We start from the raw sequence: 22,088 nt of genomic DNA, 5'->3' as shown, positions 1-22,088 counted from the left end.
AGTTCCCGCTGCCAATCCTGTCGCTGTAGCTGTTGCCTGACTTCCTGCTGAAGCTGGCCACGAATAAGTGTATGGCGTTGTGCCGCCGGTAGCATTTACCGTGGCCGTACCATCGTTGCCCGCGTTGCAGCTTACATCCGTTGAACTGACGATTTCAGCTAATAATTCAGTGGGTTCATCAATGTCGAAACTTACTGTGTAAGTGCAATTGTTGGCATCGGTTACCAATACATTGTAACTGCCGGCTCCTAAATCATTAAATACCCCACTGCTTTGGGCTGTGCCTCCATTCAAACTGTATGTGTACGAACCTGTTCCATCTGTCGCGGTGACAGTGGCCGTTACCAAATCCCCCTCGCATAAGGGGTTCGAAAAATCAACTGTCGCACTTAAATCGCTGTCGGTGCTAATGATATTAAAACTGGTGGTTGCCGGACAACTGCCGTTACTAGTGGCTGTGTAATAACCAGCACTCAGGTTTTCAAATTTACTTCCTGACGATTGGGTGACGCCATCGAGGGTTACATCGCTACCATCGCTCGATGTTAATACTACGGAACCTACTGAAGCATTGCAGGTTGTATTAACAATTGAACTGGCCGTCAATGTAACTTCTGTCGGATTATCTAAGGTATAAGCTCCACCGGTAATAGTGCAGCCGTTAGCATCGGTGACTGTAACTGTGTAACTCCCGGCAGACAGGTTTGTAGCATCTTCGGTTGACTGACCGTTACTCCAAACATATGTATATGGTGTGGTTCCGCCTGTTACTGTAATGTCAATCTCGCCATCTGCTTCCCCGTAACAGCCAGGGTCGGTCTCAACCGCAGGAGTTGAAGTAATATTCAATGCATCGGGTTCATCAATCGTTACACTTGCCGTGGTAATGCAACCATTGGCATCGGTGACCGTCACCTCATAAGTGCCGGCTGCTAAATCTGCAGCGGTTGCTGTTGTTTGTGAACTGCCATCATTCCATGCATATGTATAAGGTGTCGTTCCTCCAGTAACATTTACCGTGGCTGAACCATCTGCGTCGCCATTGCAGCTTACATCCGTTGAACTGACGATTTCAGCTAATAATTCAGTGGGTTCATCAATGTCGAAACTTACCGTGTAGGTGCAACCATTATCGTCGGTAATTTTTGCTCCGTATTCTCCTGCAGATAAACCGGTAAAAGTTCCGTCAAGTTCTAATGCTCCATTTAATTCAAAAGAATAGGGTGAAGTTCCTCCTGTTGGTGTAACGGTAACGGAACCATCATTCCCGCCATTACAACTAACATCGGTATGCGCAGTTACTGAGCCTGCCAAATCACTGTTCGAGTTGGTAATTTCAAAACTGGTTGACGAAATACAACCTGTTGCATCAGCAATAAATGTTGCAGTGTACCAGCCCGCCTGCAAATCGGTGTAAGTATGCGGAGAAGTTTGTGCAACGCCATTCAGTGTTATTGTTCCGTCTTCACTTCCGGTTAATGTAACCTCACCGGCAGAATTTCCGCAGGTAGTATTTTGAATCCCACTTGCTGTAAGTGTACATGAACCAATATTCACCGGTGTTAATTCATTATCATTTGTAGGGTCTCCATCGCCATCCGGATCCGGGTCGGAACCATTCTGCGAAGTGTCGCTCGTTCCTCCTGAACTCGGGGAAGAAGCAGTTACCTGGTTGGTGTAGCTTCCCGGCAACAATACTTTTACTTTCAGAATTATATCGGTTGATGCACCAACAGCCAGCACATTTGAGGTTCCTGAATTATTTAACAAATTTTGGTCGGTATCTCCGTCAAACGAAGTATTTACATCAAACGAAGTGCTTGACAATTCCAGCACTTCATAGTTTCCTGAAAATGCTGTTGCCAAATTTTCCACAACCTGAATATCTTCCAAAACAACATTTCCGTAATTCTGAACACGAATGTTGAATAATACATCTGCAGTTCCGTCTTCATTATAACTAGTACTTACCAGTTGTTTGGCCACTCCTATTTTGGGGTCGCAATTTAAAACCGTTACCTCAAGCTTAAATTCTGGTCCCGGACAGCCGTTTGCTTCGGGAGTAATAGTATATGTTACTTTGCCATCTGCAGCTCCGGCGTTTGTTAGAATGTCGGAAATCGTAGAAGATGTTCCACTTGAAGAAAATCCGGTAACTGTTCCCACATTGTTGCTGGCAGTCCAGCTGTAGGTGGTTCCTGTTGTTTCTGAAGTTATATCATAGTTTAACGCTTCCCCGCTGCAAATGGTTATTTCTGATTCGCTGGAAACTACAGGTGTTGGGTAAACTGTATAAATAAATTGTTCTGTTGCTCCGGCACATCCTTCATAGTAAGGAGTTACCGTAATTGTAGCATCCACTGTTTCAGTTCCATTATTAATTGCTGTAAATGATGGAATATCTCCATTACCCGATCCCGAAAGTCCAATGGAAGGAGTATCGTTTATCCATTCATAAGTAGTAGTTCCTGGCGTTCGGTCAGTTGAAAAGGTTACTTCACTGGTAGTACTTCCGTTGCAAAGTTGCTGGTCACCCACATCATGCACCTGCCCTGAAGGATTAACTGTGATAGTGAATGTTTCGGAAGGCCCGGAACAATCAACCCCCTCATTACTGAAAGTTGGTGTTACTTCAATTGTAGCAGAAATTGGTGAGGTACCACCATTTGTAGCTGTAAAGGATAAATCTCCATTACCAGAGGCTGCCAGGCCAATATCGGTATTATTATTTGTCCAGAAATAAGTTGTTGTACCTCCTGTATTTTGAGTTGAATAATTTAAAGTTACGTTTTCAGAGTTGCAATAAATCTGATCGCCAGGTTCATTTACCTGGGCAGTTGGATTTACTGTGATGGTAAAATCTTTTGAAGGCCCCTCACAACTTACACCATCATTTGTGTAGGTCGGTGTGACTGTAATAATGGCAGTTACCGGTGAGAATCCTGAATTGGTGGCCATGAAAGATGAAATATCTCCGCTGCCCGATGCAGCCAGCCCAATGGACGTATTATTGTTTGTCCAGGCATAGGTGGTGGTTCCATCTGTACGAGTCGTGCTAAAGTTAACCGCTGTAGTGTTATCGGTATTACAAACCACCTGATTGGAAATAGCATTAACCTGCCCCGATGGGTTCACAGTAACATCAACAGTATTTGTCGAACCGGTACAGTTCCCGATTGCAGGAGTAATAGTGTACCTGACAACCGCTTCAGTATTGCCAGTATTGGTAAGAGTTTGCTGAATGGTATTCCCCGTGCTGTTTGAAAAACCAGATGCAGAACCTGATATAAGTGCCGCTGTCCATGAATAGGAAACAGAAGCACCCGTAATGTTGGTTGACAAAGAAATGTTGGTCTCGTTAGTACTGCAAATTCTTTCTGAGGTGGGGGAAGTAATCACATCGGGAATTGGGTTTACAGTTACATCAAAAATAAACTCAGAGCCAACACAATTGGTAGGTGCTGTACCGGTTGGCGTGATGGTATATCTAACTACGGCAGGTGAGTTGGTGGAGTTTGTAAGCGTTTGGTTAATATAAGAACCCGATCCATCGGCAAATCCAGTTGCAGTGCCCGACTGCAAAGCAGCAGTCCAGGCAAAGGTTGTAGAAGGCACATCGCTGGTGATTGTATAGTCAGTGCTTGCATTGTTACAAATCGTTTTTGTGGCGGCACTTGTAACTGCAGGTACAGGATAAACTGTCACCGTTGCAGCGTCAGAAAAAGTTTCGCAACCTGAAGCTGTTTGCGTGATCCTTACACGGTATTGCCTTACCAGTGTATTCGGTGCTGTTGCGGTTAGGGTTGGGGTTGTATAACTATCGCTTGTTGCACCGCCTATATCCGACCAGCCACCTGAAGTACCCAACCTTGTTTGCCACTGGTAGCTCAAAGCCCCCGCTCCGGAGTCACCGGTTGCTACAACTGACATTGTATGAGTTGCGGGACTGCAATAATCTGCTCCAACTGGATGTGTTGTAACTTCCGGATCTTCAACAACAGTTATTTGGGCTTCTGAAGATGCCACAGTTGTACAGTTCGTTATCTCTGCATAAAAGTAATGATCACCCACTGAAAGACTTGTTGGGGTAATATAAGAGGCATTTGTAGCTCCGGCAATTGGAGTTCCTGTTGCTCCTGAGGAAGAACTTTCGTACCATTGATAGGTATATCCCGATCCGTCGCCTCCGGTCGCAACAACTGTTAGGGTTTGCGAACCTCCTTCGCAATAGGTGGCGCTGGCAATCGGGCCCGTTACTTCAAGCTCGGGATACCTTGTAATATTCATTTCATCGAAATAATCGGTACAAACGCCATTGCTAATTGTCCAACGCAAGCGATGGGTTCCTTCAGGTATGTTAATGACTGTTGTTGTTGGGTTGTTTTCGTCTGTGATAGTTGCCCCGGTCTCTCCGCTTACAAAAGACCAGGTTCCGGTACCTTCAGTAGGGGTGTTGCCTGCCAATGTAGTGTTGTCAACATTGCACAAAAATTGGTCGGTTCCTGCATCTGCAACGGTTGGAAGCGGATTGATTGTTACATTGGCAATAGCCTGACTTTGCGGACAAACAGGACCATTGCTGATGGTCCAGGTAAATTCGTAGTTTCCGGCAGTTAAACCGAGTAACGCAGATGTCGGGGAAGCAGGATCTTCAATAATTATAGGTGCACCGCTGGTTTGGATCCATTGGCCCGTCCCAACGATTGGCGTGTTGCCTGTCAGATTTACAGGTTCATAAAGGCACTTGGTAATATCTGTTGCCGATGCAGTTGTGGGTTGTGCCCAGATGGTAATGGTAACTTCATCTTCTGAAGTACAGCCATTAAGAGTAGTAGTCCAGCGCAAAACATACGTTCCTGAAACAGAACCAGGATCAAGATTACTTACTGTGGTATTTCTGACATTTACGTTGTCAAATGAGACAGTCGTTGGCCCGGAAACCTGTGACCATGTTCCTGTTCCGAATGTTAGTTCATTTGCCGCCAGAGTAGTGCTGGTTAGATTGCACAGCTCCTGATCTGGCCCTGCATTGGCAGGTGTTGGTGGTTGCAGGGTAGTTATGGTTACCTGATCGGAACTGGGTGTACAAACCGGTCCGTTGGTAATGGTCCATTCGAAAACATAAGTTCCTTCTTCCATTCCAGATATGACAGTATTGGGCAAAATGGGTGATTCGATAACAGCATCTGCCGCTCCTGCTGGTTTGCTAATTTGTGTCCAAGTACCAAGACCGTCATCCGGCAGGTTGGCATCCATAACCGTCTCAAAACCGCAAACAGCAGTTTGATCAGTGCCGGCATTGGCAATTGTTGGCGGAGCATAATTCGTTATGGTAATTTCGTCGTAACTGTTGCAGGTACCATTGGTAACTGTCCAGCGGAAAAGATAGATGCCGGGGCCTCCGGTTAATGTAACATCAGTGACATTGTTTCCGGCGTCGTCAAATGAGACTGCCGGCCCGCTCACTTTCGACCAGCTTCCGGTGCCAACTCCCGGAGCATCAGCCTGCAGCGCAAAAGACACATCTCCTGCCTGATCATCACAATATTCTGTAGTGGCCGGCCCTGTAATTACTGCAGCATCGGTAGTATTCAGGTTCGTAATGGTCACTTCATCGGTTGATTCCGGGCAATCTCCCTGAGCAGGGATAGTATAACTGAAAACATACACTCCGGTGGTTAAATCGGTTACTGTTGCAGCATTGGGGGCATTTGTCGTTAAGGTGTATCCAGTTGGACCAGAAACATATTTCCAGGTTCCGGTACTATTAACCGTTCCGTTAAGATTGACAGCCACTGCATCGCAGTAACTTGCATCAGAGCCGGCATCAGCAACAGGATAAACCGTAAAAGTAACATCATCAGTTGAAGGAGTACAGTATGTTCCACCCGAAATGGTCCATCGGAATGTGTAGGTTCCGGGAATTAACCCGGCAACATCTGTGTTTGGCGAAGTGGGATTCGTGAAAGCAGGCGTATTGGGTGCGCTTACAATTGACCACAAACCAGCGCCCTCAGTTGGTGTGTTGGCATTCAATGTTACAGATGTTGATCCGCATACATCGTTCACGGTGCCGGCATCGGCAATGGAAGGAACGGTAGTGGAGACCCTTAGTTTCACGTCATCAAAGGAGGAACAGGCCCCATTGGAAATAGTCCATCTAAACACATAAGCGCCGTCAATCAGCCCGGTTATTGTAGCATTTGGATCGTTTATATCTGAAATCTCATAACCTGCCGGGCCGGAAACCTGACTCCACTCACCTGTTTCTTCCGCGGCAGCAGCATTCGCGTCAAATGTAGTTGACGTTCCGCAAATATCCCTATCTGCACCTGCATTGGCAGGGGTAATATCCCAAACAGTAATGGTTACCCTGTCTTTTGTATCAACGCATCCTGTACCATAAGATATGGTCCATTCAAATTCGTACGTTCCGTTGGTTAAACCTGTTACATCTGTATTGTATAATGTTGCATCTGAAAAAGTTGGGGTATTAGGCCCGGAAACAACGGTCCAACTACCGGTTCCCCGAGCAGGATCGTTACCTTGCAGCGTTACAGACGTGGTACTGGAGGGAAAACACTGGTCAGAACCTGCATCAGCAGCAACCGGTCCCATTTCGGCTGTAGTTGTTACAACAACATCTGCAGACTGAGTTCCACAGCCATTTTCTATTGTCCAGCGGAATGTATATTCAGTAGAAGGATCAAGTCCGTCAACAACCACGGTTGGGCTATTAATATCAGGGCTAAATGTTACAGGGTTGGTTGTTGCAGGGTTGGTTGATTCGAGTGTCCACGTACCTGTTTCATTCAATATGGGTTCGCGCCCTTCCAGAACTACCGGGGAACCTGCACAAACATCATCGACCGGGCCTGTTGCAGTGGCCGGATCAGGCTGCATACTCGCAACTCTAACCTCAACATCATCCTGAGCAGGGGCACATTCATCGCCTCCGGTAACCAGCCATCGGAATACATACAAGCCATTAACCAAACCGGTTACCTGGCTGTTGGCATTTAAAGGATCAGCAATAGTGGCAGTATTTGGCCCGCTAACCTGAGTCCATTGCCCAATTCCTGTTTCATCGGGCTGAATAACATTTGCTGCTAATGTGGTTTGAGAAACATTACATGCAACAAATTGATCGGTACCGGCATTGGCTCCTACCGGACTTCCTGAAACGACAATATCAATCGTGGCATAAACAGGGGCACAGGCAGCACCTGCAGTACCTTTTCGAATACTAACACGATAGGTCCCGTCGGCGGAAAGTCCGACAATGGAAAGCGGAGAAGAACCTGCGTTGGTGTAGGAGGTTGGGTAAGAAAAAACTCCATCAGGTCCGCTTAGAATACTATATTGAACAGCACCGGGTCCTGATTGCGTGAATTCAATCTCTGCCGTTGTTTCGTCACATCCGAGAATCAAAGGAGAAGATGATGCGATAGTCAACACAGGAGGAATGCCATAACTGATGGTGGTTGCAGATGAGCTGGAACAACCAGTTATGTTGTTTTCAATTGTATATCTGAATGTATAACTACTGCTTCCATCCAACCCGCTAACCAGTGTTGAGGAACTGTTTGGGTTTTGGATGGTAACACCCGAAGGACCGGAAGTTTGTTCCCACAAAATCGTTTCGTTGGCATAAAGCGGTTGGGAACCGGTAAGTACTTGTGAAGTCCTTCCATCGCAATAGGTAGGATTATTTGGCGAGATGGAAGTATTACTTACACTACCGGCAGGTGGCGGCACGGTCACTGTAACCAAATCGGAGCCGGAAGCACAAGGTCCGGTTACTGTCCAGCGAAAAACATAGGTTCCCTCAACCAGACCGCTGATAGCTGTATTATTTGATGAGGGATTATTAATAACTGGAATGGAAGGCCCACTCACAACCGTCCATAAACCAGTTTGGCCGTCAATATTGTCACCATCGAAGGTTCCAGCCATGTTTGTTGAGGTTGTAGCCGAAAAGCAATTACTTAAAGTCTGATCGAGGCCGGCATCAACTGAGGTAACCCCTCCCCTGTTGGTAATAATAACTTCATCGAAGGTTGAACAATCTCCGAGGGTTACTGTCCAGCGGAGGGTTGTAGAACCTGCTTCGTCGTCGGGTAAGGTAATCGAAGAAGTTGGTGTACCGGGAGAACTAATATTTAACCCCGCTCCATTGCTGCCCTCGATTGTCCAGGCACCACTGCCACCCGCAGGAACAGAACTTCCACTTAAATTATAAGTTCCAGGACAGTAAATTTCGTCGGAACCGGCATCTGCTTCAGGCGCAATATTTACGGTTACATCAACGTCCTGAAATACGTAGGAACCATCGGTACAATTAGCAGAAATTCTAAATACGTAGGTATTGCCACCGATAAGGCCTGTAACCTCTGTCTCGGTATTTTCAGGTGACAAAATGTTAGCAGAAGGCCCGCTTATTTGCGACCAATTAACTGATCCTGCCAGAAGGCCATCAGCATTACCCCTTAAAGTAAGGGGTTCATCAGCACAAATGGTTTGCGGCAAACCCGCATTTACCCCACAATTTTGGGCCTGAACCCCGGTAATTGCAAAAAGAAACAAAACAAATAAAAATACATTGAGGAGTTGGTTTTTAACACCTCCGGCGGGCGTGGTAGAATTTTTCATATCTGGCTCAACTAAATTTTACATCAAAATATTGCAAGGAAATCTATTACAGAAAAAATACTTGCAGGTTTTTTTTTTGATAAATAACTGAACTGAATATGCAAAAATAGAAATGTAATTGTACTATCCAAAACCCTTATTCGAATATTATAAAAAATTTATTGCCAATAATTTTTTGTAAAATATAATCTTAGCTATATTTAAGCAATTAAAATAATGTAAATGTCATTATTATCTCAGACTTGGGGGCTTTACACAGACTATTATGAGCTTACCATGGCTCAGGGATATTTCTATTGCGGGAAAAAAAATGAATCCGCCGCTTTCAACTACTTTTTTCGAACCAACCCGTATAAAGGAGGATTCACCGTTTTTGCAGGGTTGCAGGATTTCCTGGAATTTCTCAACAATTTCACCTTCAGCGATTCTGACATTCAATATCTTAAAAAACAGGGATTTAAAAATAAATTTCTGGATTACCTGAAAAATTTTCACTTTTCAGGAAATATCATGAGCATGCAGGAAGGCGAAATTGCATTTGCAAACGAGCCTGTTTTGCAGGTTGAAGGAACGATTATCGAATGTCAGCTCATTGAAAGCCTGTTGCTTAATATCCTGAATTTTGAATCGTTGATTGCCACAAAAGCCTTTCGCATTAAGCTGGTAGCAGGCGACCGCATGTTTACTGATTTCGGATTGAGGCGCGCGCAAGGATTAGGTGCACTGCATGCCAGCCGCGCTACCATCATCGGCGGAGCTTCCTCTACCTCCAACGTGCTGGCAGGTAAATTATTCGACATTCCTGTTTCCGGAACACAAGCCCATTCCTGGATTCAAAGTTTCGACAGTGAGCTGGAAGCATTCCGAATTTATGCACAGGCACATCCCGAAAATGCTATTCTGCTTGTTGACACCTACGACACTTTAAAATTGGGTGTGCCTAATGCTATTAAAGTTGCAAAGGAGATGGAAAGCCGCAATGAAAAACTGAAAGCCATACGGCTCGACAGCGGTGACCTGGCCTACCTGAGCAAAAGAGCCCGTAAAATGCTCGACGCAGCTGGACTTGAATATGTGACAATTATTGCATCGAATCAACTCAATGAACATGTTGTAAAAAGTTTGCTGAAGGACCAGAATGCAGCCATCGATGCTTTTGGAATTGGTACAGAACTCGTGACCGGGAAAAGTGATGCTGCCCTCGACGGTGTTTATAAACTTGCGGAAGTTAACGGACAGCCCAGGATGAAAAAATCGGAAAACATCGAAAAGGTTACACTCCCCTGCAAAAAACAGGTTTACCGGTGTTTGGATGAAGAAGGTTTTTTCTACCGCGACACCGTTGCTCTGGCCAATGAAAAAGAAAATGAACTGGAATTTATTTTCCACCCTGTTTACTCCGACCGCTTTACCAATGTGAAAAACTGCAACAAACAACCGCTTTTACAGTTGGTTGTGAAAGATGGCCGGGATATTACAGATAAAAAACCGCCAATCGAAATCCACAAATTCCTTCTCGAACGTTCTGCCCTCCTTCCCGATGAGCACAAACGGTTTATAAGCCCTCACATTTACAAGGTGGGTATTTCTGAAAAATTGATGAAAGCCCGCAACGAACTGGCCAAAAAGTTGGAATAAAAAAAACGAGAGAGAGAGAGAGAGAGTATGAAAAAAATTATTCGTCCCACGCTGGTTATCGACAAAGAAAAATGCCTGCACAACATTGAAAAAATGGCCCAGAAAGCTAATGATTACCAGCTTCGCTTCAGACCGCATTTTAAAACACATCAGTCGGCAGTTATTGGTGAGTGGTTCCGCTTGTTCGGTGTTGAAGCCATAACTGTTTCGTCAGTAAAAATGGCCGAATATTTCTTTAAACATGGCTGGGACGATATTACCATTGCTTTTCCTGTAAACATTCTGGAAATTAACAACATCAACCGGCTGGCTGCCAGTATTAAACTGAACGTACTGGTGGAAAACAAAGAGGGGGCAACGGCTTTGGCAAACAAAATAAGCCACCCGCTTGGAGTTTATGTGAAAATTGATACCGGCCATAACCGGACGGGAATTAACTCATCCTCCAGGACAGGCTTAATCGACAACGTAATCCAAATTCTCACCAAAAATAAAAAGCTAAAATTTAAAGGATTTTTGTCGCATACCGGGCAAACATATTACGCGCGGTCAACCGATGAAATTTTCAGCAGCCATTATGATGCCTTGCTGAAAATGCAATCGCTGAAAAGGCGTTTCAGCACCAAACATCCTGACATTGAAGTTAGCCTTGGCGATACACCTTCGTGTACACTTTGTACCAACTTTAACGGCATTGACGAAATACGTCCGGGCAACTTTGTTTTTTATGATTTAATGCAACAAAGCCTCGGTGTATGCGATTTTGACGATATTGCCGTTCGGTTGGTTTGCCCCGTTGTTTCGAAACACCCTTCACGCAACGAGATTGTAATTTATGGCGGTGCCATTCACCTCTCGAAAGAATTTTTGCTGAATGTGTCTGCAAAACCCTATTACGGAAGAATTGTAATTAGTATTGACGGGAAAAAAACGATGCTCGGAGAAAGGAACTACGTTATGCGACTTTCGCAGGAGCATGGCATTTTGAGAGTTTCACAGAAAAATTTTCATTTAATCAATGTGGGCGATTTAATTGAAATTATCCCCATCCATTCGTGCCTGACAGCAAATCTGGCCGGCAGCTACCTCACCACCGAAGGGGAAGAAATTCCCATGATAAATACTTAATGCTTTACTCAGGCTCCCCCATTCGCAATTAAAATTCTCAAAAAAATGGAGTAAAAAATTTAAACTCCGGACATTTTTCCGTATATTAGTGGACAAATATCCGATGAAATGAATTCAAAAAAATACAAAAAACAGGAAAAAGAAACCCCAAAAGCTACCGAACCGGCAGTAGCTATGGCATACCAACGCGAACATTTATTGACTGCACCTGCCATTTTGGGAGTAAATGTCAATGCGTTTTCTGAACCCTTGAACCGGGTAGATACTTTCAGGGAGGGACTTCATAAAAAATCATTTGAAAAACTGAAGGAGGTTACAGGGCTCGACAATAATACACTTGCCAAAGCGCTGGGCGTTTCTTCAAAAACCATTCAGCGAAAACAAATATTCGATGTTATTCAATCGGAAAAAATGTATGAACTTGCCGAATTGTACGCGCTGGGAATTTCCTATTTTGGGGAGGAAGGGTTCAGACATTGGATGGATAGGCCACTGTTTAGTATTGGCAACCGAAAACCCATCGAATTAATTGATGTATCTGAAGGTGTAATGCTGCTAAAAGCTGAAATTATGCGGCTGCAACACGGCGTAGCAATATGATAATTTACCGTATTGCACGTACAGAATTTTGCGACGTAAGCGGCGAGGGTGCAAAATTATATGGTGGCCGGTGGAACTTTGCCGGACATCCTGTTTTGTATGCCAGTTCAACTATTGCTTCGGCATTGCTGGAAAGGCTAACGGTTGACCCCGAACTTTTTTCTTCTGAACGCTATATTTTATACAGTATTATGGAATTTGACTGCCCCTACCGGTTAATCAAAAAAATTCCGAAAAATGAATTGCCTGCCAACTGGGACGCTATTCCATTCACCAAATCTTCTCAGCAGTTTGGAAATGAGTTGATTCAATCGGGGATTGTTTGTTTTGCTGTCCCTTCAGTAGTTGATAAAACTTCATTTAATTACATCATTAACCCGCTGGCCAAAAACTTCAGTAAAATAACCTGGGAGATTTATCCTTTAAAGCTTGACAAACGAATAATAAAATAGAACCGGCTATGACTGTTTCACTTCCAGCACCCTTGAAATGGCTTCGAGATAAGATGTAACAGGATACATTTTTTCGTCGTACCAAAGCGATGCAAAATAAAGTCCGATGGGCGCTGCTTTAAATCCATTTTCAGTATAAAAACGGTCGAGCCAGTTTAATCCTGAATAACAAATCTCCAGATTCTCTTTGGATGATAGTGCCGACACGGCCAGGGCTGTTTCTTCCATAGTGCCGGGAATTGATTTGCCGCCTCCCCAGCTACCGTCTTCATTCTGTACTGAAACAAGAAATTCATTGCCTTTTTGTACCATCCGTTTTAACTGGATACGTGTATTTTCAGGAAGCCACTGGTGCGCCAGCGCATCTTTTAAATAGGTAACCACTTTTGCCGTACCATAAACAGGATTTTTGTGGTCGGGCGTTAGCTGGTTGCCAAACCAAAGGGGCAGCCAACTGCCATCTTCCCGCTGGTGTTTTTTCAGGAACGCAAGTGCTCCGGCTGCAATTTTTTCAAGCTTCCTGATTTCCCGTTTTCTCAAATCGTGGTTGTAGGTTTCCCTGACTGCAGAAACTGCCAGCAGGCAATGCCCGGTTAAATCGGAACAGCTTTGGTCAAACGGTAGTTTGCCCCAGCCTCTTGAAAATGTTGGGAAACCACCGTCGTTATTTTGCAATTTCCCCAGCCATTTAACCGCGTCGAGTACCTCTTTTTTTACCTTGTTTTTGGGTTGAAGTTTTAACAGCGCAAGAATGGTGCCGGGCGTATCGTCGCCGTCGGGTACTGATCCGGGGTAATTTGTCCAGCCCCAGCCTCCCGGCCCGGTTCCGTTAAACGGGTGCACTTTGTCATTTTGAATTAATTTAAAATGATCGGCAATTCTATCCTGCTGATCTGTGGTAATAAAAGCAGTTAAACTCAACCGGTAAGCTTTTACAGAAAGAGATGTTACCCAGGAAGACAAATCTACATCAATGGGCCAGCTTCCGTCGTTGCGCTGGGTGTTTTTCAAAAACCGGATGCCTTTTTTCACCACCTCAGTATCGCCGTAACCGGAATTCAAAAGGCTTAATGCAACAAAAGCAGTTAATGGAATAGCTTCCAGGTAACCACCGCTTTCGGGCAGCATGCGGTGTAAAATACGCATAGCTTTTTTTATGGAAAAACGCCTTACGACACGCCAAAACAAATTTGATTTTTTCTTTTTGAATATGACAATGCCAACCGCCACCAGTGCCGGGATGGCATAACTTACCACACTGAGGTTGAGCAACCGGTAAAACCGGCGCGGCATTAACGACAATTCAAAAGGTAGCTGCGGGATGTGCCGGAAAGCACTTTCATCGGGAACGCCGCACAGCCCGCACATGGCAAGAATTGGAACAGAGAAAGTGTAATCATTTTGGTAATGTTCCAAAATAAATTCAGCCACCTGCGACGAGGCCACATCAATTTTTTGTGCGTTCAGGTAAGTCTCAATCTGACTTTGGGTTGCTTTTACCGATTGATCCACGAATGCGTACAAATTTAAAGCCGCGTAAACCAACAGGCTGGTGCTCACATTCCCCGGGCTTTCGGGGGTGTCGCCATAACTGCCATCGGTATTGATGTTTTTCTGCAGCCATTGGATTCCTGCCTTGATTTCCGGTGCATGCTTTTTTTTATTGTCGAAGTGCAAAGCAGCCACTGCAACAGCAACTCCCAGCGCGCTTGACGACAGTTTTCCTTCCCAGTAACCTTCCGGTTTGAGTTCTGTTGCAACAAACCGCCCCACTTCTTTTAACCTGTTTTGTAAATGTTTTTGATCCATATTTATGAAAGTGTCCCCAAAGTTAGCAAACCGTAAAATGTATATTCCAAATCGCGTGTTAAATCTCCGTCACCCGACAAAAAAGCACCTTCTGCATAATTTTGTTGAACCAGTTGAAAAGCATCCGGGGCCACCAGGCGCAAATCGGCACCAGCTTTCTTCAGCGCAAAAAGCGCCACTGCTGTTGAAAGCAAATCCGCATTTTTTGTTTCTTTAAAAACTTTAACCCCTTTTCCTTCTTCAAAATACGAAAGCAATTCCGCCTTCTGTTTTTCCACATTCATTCCGGCCAAATATTTTGCCGCCAGCAATGCGGCCACAAATCCGGAAGGAACACTTTCCGGAAGACGGTAAAAAGTAAGCAGGGTTTTTAAAATGAAATATAAACTTTTGTTTTTCCCGTACAACGCATCAAAGGTCAGTAAAAAAAGAAATGCCTGGTAAGCCGGATTTATGGACAGTTTCCCATCCAATACAAACTTTGAAAATGAAAAAAACGAGGGCTTCTCCACTTCTTTTTCCTGAAAAATAATCCGAATCAACAGAATGGCAAACCTGTCGATCTTCTTTCTCTTTTCCGGGTTAATGTCCTGAATAAATCTTTTCAGTTTTTCTTTCTGAGGCTTCAAATGAAAAGCCTCTGCCATCCATGCCCCAAATAAGGAGTAGTAAAGGTCGGGCTGGCCGGCGCGGTCGGCAAAAGCCCCGCTGGCAAGCTGCTGGCCTTTTACAAAGTTTTTCAGTTCCGTTTTACTGGTTTCATCGAGCAATGAAAAACCTTTTTCAATTTCGGAAATAAACTGTTTATATAATGGAAAGTATGATGGCTGCATTTTATTGTGCTACGATTTAAAAATCTTCCCCATTAAACCGTATAAACTCAATCGGAGTTTCTTATTCTGAAGCTTGTTGAGCTCAGAATGACATTTTTCGATGTATTCGGCAAGGTATTTTTCTGCTTTCTCCTCAACGGTAAACTGTTTGAAATAACCGGAAAGCATATCAAAATTCCGCGGATCCAATACTTCTGAAAACGAAGGAGATTCGCCATTCATGTCGCGATTGAGCAGTGCCAGCAGGAAAGGAAAATCGAAAGCGTGTTTCAAATCATTATCCTCCCTGAGTTCATTCAAATCGTCACGAATTTGGTAGGCAATCCCAAACCATTCTGAAAAACGCGATAAAACTTCCATCTCATTTTCCGGCGCTTTCCCGGCAATGGCACCCATTAACAATGCCACCTTAACACCTTCGCCGGTTTTCTGCTCAAAAATTTTCAGCACTTCCTCCACTGATTTTTTGGCCATGTGACGCGTCAGCAAAATATCAGCCCCCTGTCCTTCCGCAAGTTTAAGGTGCGAAGCTGCAACAATTTTCAAACACTCCGCTTTAACATCAGGCTCGCAAGGCATTTCTGCCAGCAGCCGGTATCCTTTGCCAATGAGATAATCGCCGGTGTTTATGGCAGTGGAAATTCCTTCACTTTTATGCAGCGCGGGCTGATTGTAACGAAAATCCTCGTCGTCTTCAATATCATCGTGAACCAGCGATGCCTTGTGAAAACATTCAATAATTACCGCCATCCCCGACTGGATTTCGTCAGAAACTTCATTGGCATAAGACTGGTAAGCCAGCAACGAAAGCAACGGGCGCATACGGTGGCCTCCCGTTGCCATGCTCTGTAAGGCCAGCTTTTCGGTTTCGTTACCTGCCGGGAAATATATTTTCAGTTTTTCTTCTGTAAAAATCTCCAAAACCTTGTTCTTTAAAAGCGATACTGAAAGAGGCTGAATTCGTGGATTTTCAAAATATTGTTCCATTTCGGAAAAAAGCCAGTCGTAATCCACTGAAGTATTTTCGCAACCATCGTGCAACAACGGGACTGCCATTGCAGGAACTGCAGCTTTTGTAACCGGGCCGAATGAATTTTGCAGCACCGGCATGCAGCTCACTCCCAAAACCGCATCAATCGATCCTTCTTCAACCAATCCAATGGCCATAGTTGTTCCTTCGGCTACCAAAGTGGTATAACCGAGTTTTTCAGCTTTCCCGAGAATTTCATCAATGTGGCAGTTTTTGCAACCGGCGCAAATAAGCCCGAGGTCATCAAACTCACCAAGGCACTTGTTACTGTCGCGCAAACATTGCGGCAGCAAAAGCAATCGCCGGTGAAACGGAGTGGCCTCAACAGTTTTCCTCCAGATTTCGTTTCCAAGCAATACAATTATAAAACTGAGCGATTCGATATCTTCCCCCAATTTATCAAGTATTATTTTTGAATGGTGTTCAAGGGTTTCAAAATCGGAAGGGGGTAAAATTTTATTTTGGCTGACATACAACGCCACCTGTTTCCGCAAATTATCGCGGACACTTTTCTTTGGGGGTACTCTCAGTATTCGATTTGTTTCAATCATTTTTTCTATCCATAAGCGCCAAGTCCAAAGAATGCCCGTTTTTTGGCAAACCTGTAGATCCAGCCTTTTTCAGGAACCGGAGTTCCCGATCCGTGGCTCGGAACTTTGGGCATGGCTTTCAGTCTTTCGGCTTCATTTTCACGGCCCGATGTATCTTTTGCATTGTGCTTTCCCACAAATTCAACCAGCCAATGCGGGTCTTCCATCAAAATGCAGCCCGATGTTTTCTTAGGAATTTCCTGTTTCAGTTCATCCAGAAATACCGAATCACGGTAAATTTCTGCCAGTGGTTTGTCACCCACATGATTGGTGGCAAACTGGATAACCGGGCATGGCTCGATATATCCCGAGGCGTTGATGTGATGACTCAGCCCTGTGGCTGCCGGACACAAGCCGTTGCCATCTTCGTCCCAGTAGGCATCGATTATTGCAATATCATATTTTGAACGGGCCTCCACCATATAATCTCGCAACGTTTGAATCTCCTTTTTGTTTAAGGCAAGCTCAACAGTTGGATCGCTTCCCACCGGGCGATAAATGTAATACCACAGGTATGCCACTCCCTTGTCGATTAGCGATTGAATAAACTCCGGTGAAAGCGCCAAATCGAGGTTCGATTTGCAGACGCTCATGGCCACCCCGGTTATGAGCCCGGCGTTGGCTGCGTTTTCAACCGCCCGGGTTGTTCGCCGGAACACATCGTTTCCCCGGCGCCTGATATCAGCGACATCTTCGTCGCCCTCAAAACTGATTAGCGGCGTTACATTCGCCATTTTTCTAAGCTCTTCGGCCACGCGGGGTGTCAGCAGGGTCCCATTGGTAAACAGCTGAAAATAGCAATCCGGATGCTTTTTCAGTACATCGAAAAGCGGTTTGTACATCAGGGGTTCGCCGCCAAGAATTCCAAAAAAATAAGACCCTTTGGCTTTTGTTTCATTAATAATCCGATCGAGCTCTTCGACAGACATCCGGTGGTTGCTTTTTTTGCCTGTAACCCAGCACCCCTGGCAATTCAGGTTGCAATCGTCGGTTACCGAAATAAAATGAAACGCCGGGAAAAACTCCCCTTTTTTCATTCGCTTCTGGTACCTTCTGAAACTCATCGTGCCTTTCACCCCCATGTTATACACAAACTTGTAAAGGCACTTTTTATCGCTGTTTAAAAGTATTCGCTTAATCATTCGTCTCTTTTTTATCCACCCCCAGTTTAAACTCTTCAATGGCTTTTCGCCGTTCTTCTTCGGCCTGCTGGACCACTCCCTGCCTGAAAATATTCCGCCGGTTTTGGTTGCGTTGGTTCAAGGTTGTCAGCAAACTGCCCTTGTCGATGGTAACCTTTTTTTCTCCGGGTTCGGCACCGGCCAAAACAGTGTTTTCATCGAGCCGCGGAAACATAATGGCCTGCGTGGGGCAGGTACGCCCACATGCCGGGCACTTGTTTTTGCATGCCAGCGGATCCACCACTTTCAGGCTCTTTTTATTGTAACTGTAAACACCAAACAAACAAAAACGGGCACATTTCCCGCACAAGTTGCAGCGTGATTCATCAATTACCGGAAACCACGCCGGAACATCCAAATCAGTTGCCTGAACCTGGTAACGTGCTTCACCTTTCGGAATTTGATAACCGGTTTCAATTTTACTGAATATTTCGGCAGATGATAATTCTTTAAAATTGAGTACTTCAAAATTGCCAAATTCAATTCCGCCCTGGCGGAACATATTTTTAATGGCTCGCGGGTAACAGGCAATAATAATTTTTTGGTCGAATTCTTTTCCAATAGTGTTGAGCACATCCTTTTCGTTTACTGTAAGTGCGCATAAATCCTGGAGTTCAAACACATCGGTATCAAGACTCTTCAATCCTTCCGATATTTCATCGAGTTTATCCGTTGAAACGACATTGGCTTTGCACCGGCAAAAAAGAATACCTGTTTTTTCCTTCATAAAATCCTATCTCACTATTAAAGAAAGCAAAATTAAACTAAAAGCTGAAACCAAACAGTCCATTTAAATCTTATTAACAATTATCTAACTATTTAAATAGGTAGAATCAAAAAATTCCATCCGTAAAGTCACAGATGGAATTTTTTATGGGATCAGCGATTTGCAATCGCTGTTTTTAAGGGACACGGATTTTCAAAAGTCCGTTATAATTGTTGCAGTTAGAAACTGCAACTCTCTATTTCTTCGGAATATTTTCCAGTGTGGCCACCAGGAAATCCCAAAATTTTTGCACGGTTTCGATGTTCACCTTTTCATCGGGTGAGTGCGGGAACCTGATAGTCGGCCCAAAAGAAATCATGTCCCACTCCGGGTATTTTCCCCCAAGTATGCCACATTCCAGTCCCGCATGGATAGCTTTAATCTCGGGAATATTACCAAACCGGCGATTGTAAACGTCTTGCATGGTTTTCAGAATTGGCGATTCCATGTTGGGTTTCCATCCCGGGTAGGAGCCGGAAAAGCTCATCTTGGCACCGGCCAGTTCAAAAACAGCTTTAATTCTCGAGGCCACATGTTCTTTGGCCGTATCAACTGAACTCCGCACCAGGCAGGCTGCTTTAATGGTTTTCTCCTGGTCGTCGGATTTTAGAAAGGCCAGGTTTGAGGAAGTTTCCACCAGCCCAATCATGGTGTCGCTCATTCTGATTACCCCGTTGGGCAGTGCCAGAACAGCTTTGGTCATGTTCTGCTGTGTTTTTTCATCGATTAACGACACCGGGAGTTCGGTTTCAGCAATTTCAACTTTCAGGTCAGGTTCGGTTTCCGCCAGTTCGGTTTTAATAATCTGGGCAATTTCGTAGGCGCGGGCTACAAAATCAGCCGTTCGGGCTTCGTCAACTACCACAACACCAAAAGCTTCGCGCGGGATGGCATTTCGCAGGCTGCCGCCGTCAATCCGTGCCAAACGAACGCCAAGTTCTTCATAAGCAGCATTCAGAATCCTGAAAAACACTTTAATGGCATTTCCGCGCTGCCGGGGAATGTCGATTCCTGAATGACCGCCTTTCATGCCGGTAACATTCATTTTCAGCCCCACAACTCCGTATGGGGTTTCCTCTTCAATGTAATTAAAAAGAATGTTGGCATCTTCGCCACCGGCGCAACCCACATACAATTCACCCTCGTCTTCCGAATCGGTATTTATCAGAATTTCACCGTTCAAAACACCGGTTTTCAATCCGTTGGCACCGTCCATACCAGTCTCCTCGGTGGCTGTAAGCAACACTTCCAGCGGGCCGTGTTTCACTTTGTCGGAAGCCAGAACTGCCAGCGCGGAAGATACGCCAATCCCGTTGTCGGCACCCAGCGTGGTCCCATTTGCCGTAACCCAGTCATCCTCAACAAAAGCTTCAATGGGGTCGTTTTCAAAATCGTGGGCTTTGTCGTTATTCTTTTGCGGAACCATGTCGAGGTGCCCTTGCAAAATCACACCTTTGCGGTCTTCCATGCCGGGTGTGGCCGGTTTGCGGATTATCACATTTCCGGAATCGTCTTTCGACGTTTCCAAACCAAGGCTTTTCCCGAAATTTACCGCCCACTCCTGGATTTTTTCTTCATGGTTCGACGGGCGCGGAATCTGAAGCATTTGGTCAAATACCTGCCACACTTCTGTTGGCTGAATATCTTTAATCTGAGTCATAATAATTATTCGTTTATATTCGGTAATTCAAGCCCGTATCCTTTTTTCCTGTCTTCGCGTTTTAAGAGGAATGCAAAAATCAGCGATAAAACGCCAAGCATTGCAAAAATCAGGATGTCAGCCTGATAATTATACCGAATGTTTAATTTATTCTTTTCAATTACCTGATAGGTTTGTTCAGTGATTATTTGTTGAATTTCATTAATTTCAACTGATTGATTTTCAGCAGACTTCAGTTTCCCGCCAGCCGCTGCTACCCGTTCTAAAATTTCATTTTTTACATCTTCTTTCTGAGTAGCTGAATGTTCAATTTCTTCGTAAAATGATGTTTTCACTACCGAATCGACAACAGATGTTGTTGTGGTTTCAACTGCACGCTTCATCTCGTCAGCATCTAATGTAATATTATTTTGGGCAAGAAGTGTGGAATAACTCTGTTCAACCGACGAACGGATTAACGCTTTGTTGGTGGCTACCGAAGGATTAGTTGCATCAAGCACAATTCCCAGTAAAAGCGGAACCAGCATCAGTCCAATGTTCTGAATCCAGAAAATAACGGCATAGGCAGTTCCCAGTCGCTTTTCAGGAATAATTTTAGGCACAGCAGGCCACATTGCCGATGGCACCAATGAGAAAGCAATTCCCAGAACCACAACCATTGACGAGGCCAGAATCCAGTTATCGAGGATAGGTATGGCGAGGACAACATGAACAAAAATCAACAAAAAAGCGCCAAGAATCATGATGGTGGCGCCCTTCCCTTTTTTGTCGTAGATTCCACCAAACAGCGGTGTTAAAAAAATGGTACCGAACGGCAGGAGACTTGGAATAATTCCGGCCACTTCCGGAGCAACACGGTATTTATTTATCATGAAATCGGTAGCGTAATACAGAAAGGGGAAAACAGCACTGTAGAACAGTACGCACAGAATAGCAATGTACCAAAACCCCCGGTTTTTAATAATGGAAACAATATCTCGCAGCCGGAAAGGCTCCTCCTCATCTACCTCAATCTCTTTTTCAGATTTTTCCAGTTTTAAATCGAGAAAAATATACATTACAAAAGCAATGACCCCGATAAACATTAAAACAAATGCCCAGAGAATGGGTGAGCTGTAATGGAAATTGATAGCCAGCGGCAGGGCAACAGCCAGTGCCAGCGCGGTTCCCATGCGGGCAATCGACATTTGCAGGCCCATGGCAAGTGCCAGTTCCTTCCCTTTAAACCATCTGACGATGGCTTTGGTCAGCGTAATTCCTGATGCTTCGGTCCCCACTCCAAACAGTGCAAACCCCAGCGACGAATAAAGCACTTGCGTTTTAATTTCACCAATCAGCGGAAGATCGACCTGTGCAGAATCCGGGAAATTGGTGACAACAGCCCAGTAATTCAGCCCGGTTCCGATTAGCATTAAAAGAGCTGCCCCCAGGCCGGTAATTCTGATGCCCAGTTTATCGAGAATAATCCCGCTGAAAATGAGCATAAAAAAATACACGTTGAACCATGCGTAGGAAGAAGTGTAGGTTCCAAAATCGGAGCTGGTCCAGCCCAGGGCACTTTCCAGCATGGGCTTAACAGGAGAAAGGGCGTAATTGAAGTAGTAAGCACCAAACGCAGATAACGAAACCAGAACCATTGCTGTCCAACGGGCTTTTGGCGATTCCCTTAACGACCTTTTTATTGTTTCAGTCATAAATTTAAATCTATTGGAAATAAAAAAGGGTATTCATTGCAAATAATGAGAATAT

General features: G+C 44.7%; 12 protein-coding genes. 4 read left to right on the top strand and 8 right to left on the bottom strand.

Going from position 1 to position 22,088, the window contains the following annotated elements; translation table 11 throughout:
• Nucleotides 1-8,652 (bottom strand): PKD domain-containing protein (locus tag ACTCNA_RS09050; protein WP_462947586.1); only part of this gene is annotated, 8,652 nt, incomplete at its 3' end.
• Nucleotides 8,653-8,874: 222 nt separating this feature from the next.
• On the opposite strand from ACTCNA_RS09050, the gene ACTCNA_RS09045 reads away from it, so the two are divergent.
• The 4 genes from ACTCNA_RS09045 to ACTCNA_RS09030 all read left to right on the top strand — a co-directional run bounded on the left by ACTCNA_RS09045 (nucleotide 8,875) and on the right by ACTCNA_RS09030 (nucleotide 12,470).
• Nucleotides 8,875-10,290: a nicotinate phosphoribosyltransferase gene (locus ACTCNA_RS09045; protein WP_462947585.1), complete on the top strand. Its 1,416-nt coding sequence runs from the start codon at nucleotides 8,875-8,877 to the stop codon at nucleotides 10,288-10,290.
• Nucleotides 10,291-10,317: 27 nt separating this feature from the next.
• Entirely contained in the window at nucleotides 10,318-11,418 is a 1,101-nt protein-coding gene (locus tag ACTCNA_RS09040) for an alanine racemase (protein WP_462947584.1), read from the top strand.
• Between the two features lie 108 nt (nucleotides 11,419-11,526).
• Nucleotides 11,527-12,018, top strand: a complete 492-nt coding sequence (locus tag ACTCNA_RS09035) for an antitoxin Xre-like helix-turn-helix domain-containing protein (RefSeq protein ID WP_462947583.1) — start codon at nucleotides 11,527-11,529, stop codon at nucleotides 12,016-12,018.
• Nucleotides 12,015-12,470, top strand: a complete 456-nt coding sequence (locus ACTCNA_RS09030; protein WP_462947582.1) for an RES family NAD+ phosphorylase — start codon at nucleotides 12,015-12,017, stop codon at nucleotides 12,468-12,470. The genes ACTCNA_RS09035 and ACTCNA_RS09030 overlap by 4 nt, the downstream gene beginning before the upstream one ends.
• 6 nt (nucleotides 12,471-12,476) lie before the next feature.
• Here ACTCNA_RS09030 and ACTCNA_RS09025 read toward each other — a convergent pair whose 3' ends face one another.
• From ACTCNA_RS09025 to ACTCNA_RS08995, 7 genes are all read right to left on the bottom strand, one after another.
• Nucleotides 12,477-14,279 carry a prenyltransferase/squalene oxidase repeat-containing protein gene (locus ACTCNA_RS09025; protein ID WP_462947581.1) on the bottom strand — a complete coding sequence of 601 codons (1,803 nt, stop codon included), beginning with the start codon at nucleotides 14,277-14,279 and terminating at the stop codon, nucleotides 12,477-12,479.
• Between the two features lie 2 nt (nucleotides 14,280-14,281).
• Nucleotides 14,282-15,112 (bottom strand): hypothetical protein, encoded by an 831-nt coding sequence (locus ACTCNA_RS09020; protein WP_462947580.1) that lies wholly within the window; start codon nucleotides 15,110-15,112, stop codon nucleotides 14,282-14,284.
• Nucleotides 15,113-15,121: 9 nt separating this feature from the next.
• A complete protein-coding gene (locus tag ACTCNA_RS09015; RefSeq protein WP_462947579.1) occupies nucleotides 15,122-16,693 on the bottom strand; it encodes a polyprenyl synthetase family protein in 1,572 nt (523 codons plus the stop codon).
• Between the two features lie 5 nt (nucleotides 16,694-16,698).
• Nucleotides 16,699-17,874 carry a radical SAM protein gene (locus ACTCNA_RS09010; RefSeq protein ID WP_462947578.1) on the bottom strand — a complete coding sequence of 392 codons (1,176 nt, stop codon included), beginning with the start codon at nucleotides 17,872-17,874 and terminating at the stop codon, nucleotides 16,699-16,701.
• Nucleotides 17,867-18,640 (bottom strand): ATP-binding protein, encoded by a 774-nt coding sequence (locus ACTCNA_RS09005; protein ID WP_462947577.1) that lies wholly within the window; start codon nucleotides 18,638-18,640, stop codon nucleotides 17,867-17,869. Before ACTCNA_RS09005 ends, ACTCNA_RS09010 begins: the two co-directional genes overlap by 8 nt.
• A 235-nt stretch (nucleotides 18,641-18,875) precedes the next feature.
• Nucleotides 18,876-20,339 carry an aminoacyl-histidine dipeptidase gene (locus tag ACTCNA_RS09000; RefSeq protein WP_462947576.1) on the bottom strand — a complete coding sequence of 488 codons (1,464 nt, stop codon included), beginning with the start codon at nucleotides 20,337-20,339 and terminating at the stop codon, nucleotides 18,876-18,878.
• A 5-nt stretch (nucleotides 20,340-20,344) separates the two neighbouring features.
• On the bottom strand, nucleotides 20,345-22,033 hold the full coding sequence (locus tag ACTCNA_RS08995) for an MFS transporter (RefSeq protein ID WP_462947575.1): 1,689 nt from the start codon (nucleotides 22,031-22,033) through the stop codon (nucleotides 20,345-20,347).
• Between the last annotated feature and the right edge of the window lie 55 nt (nucleotides 22,034-22,088).

Source organism: Tangfeifania sp. (assembly GCF_055108615.1).
The sequence above is the reverse complement of the archived record's forward strand: the minus strand, read 5'-3'. Positions and strand labels throughout refer to the sequence as shown.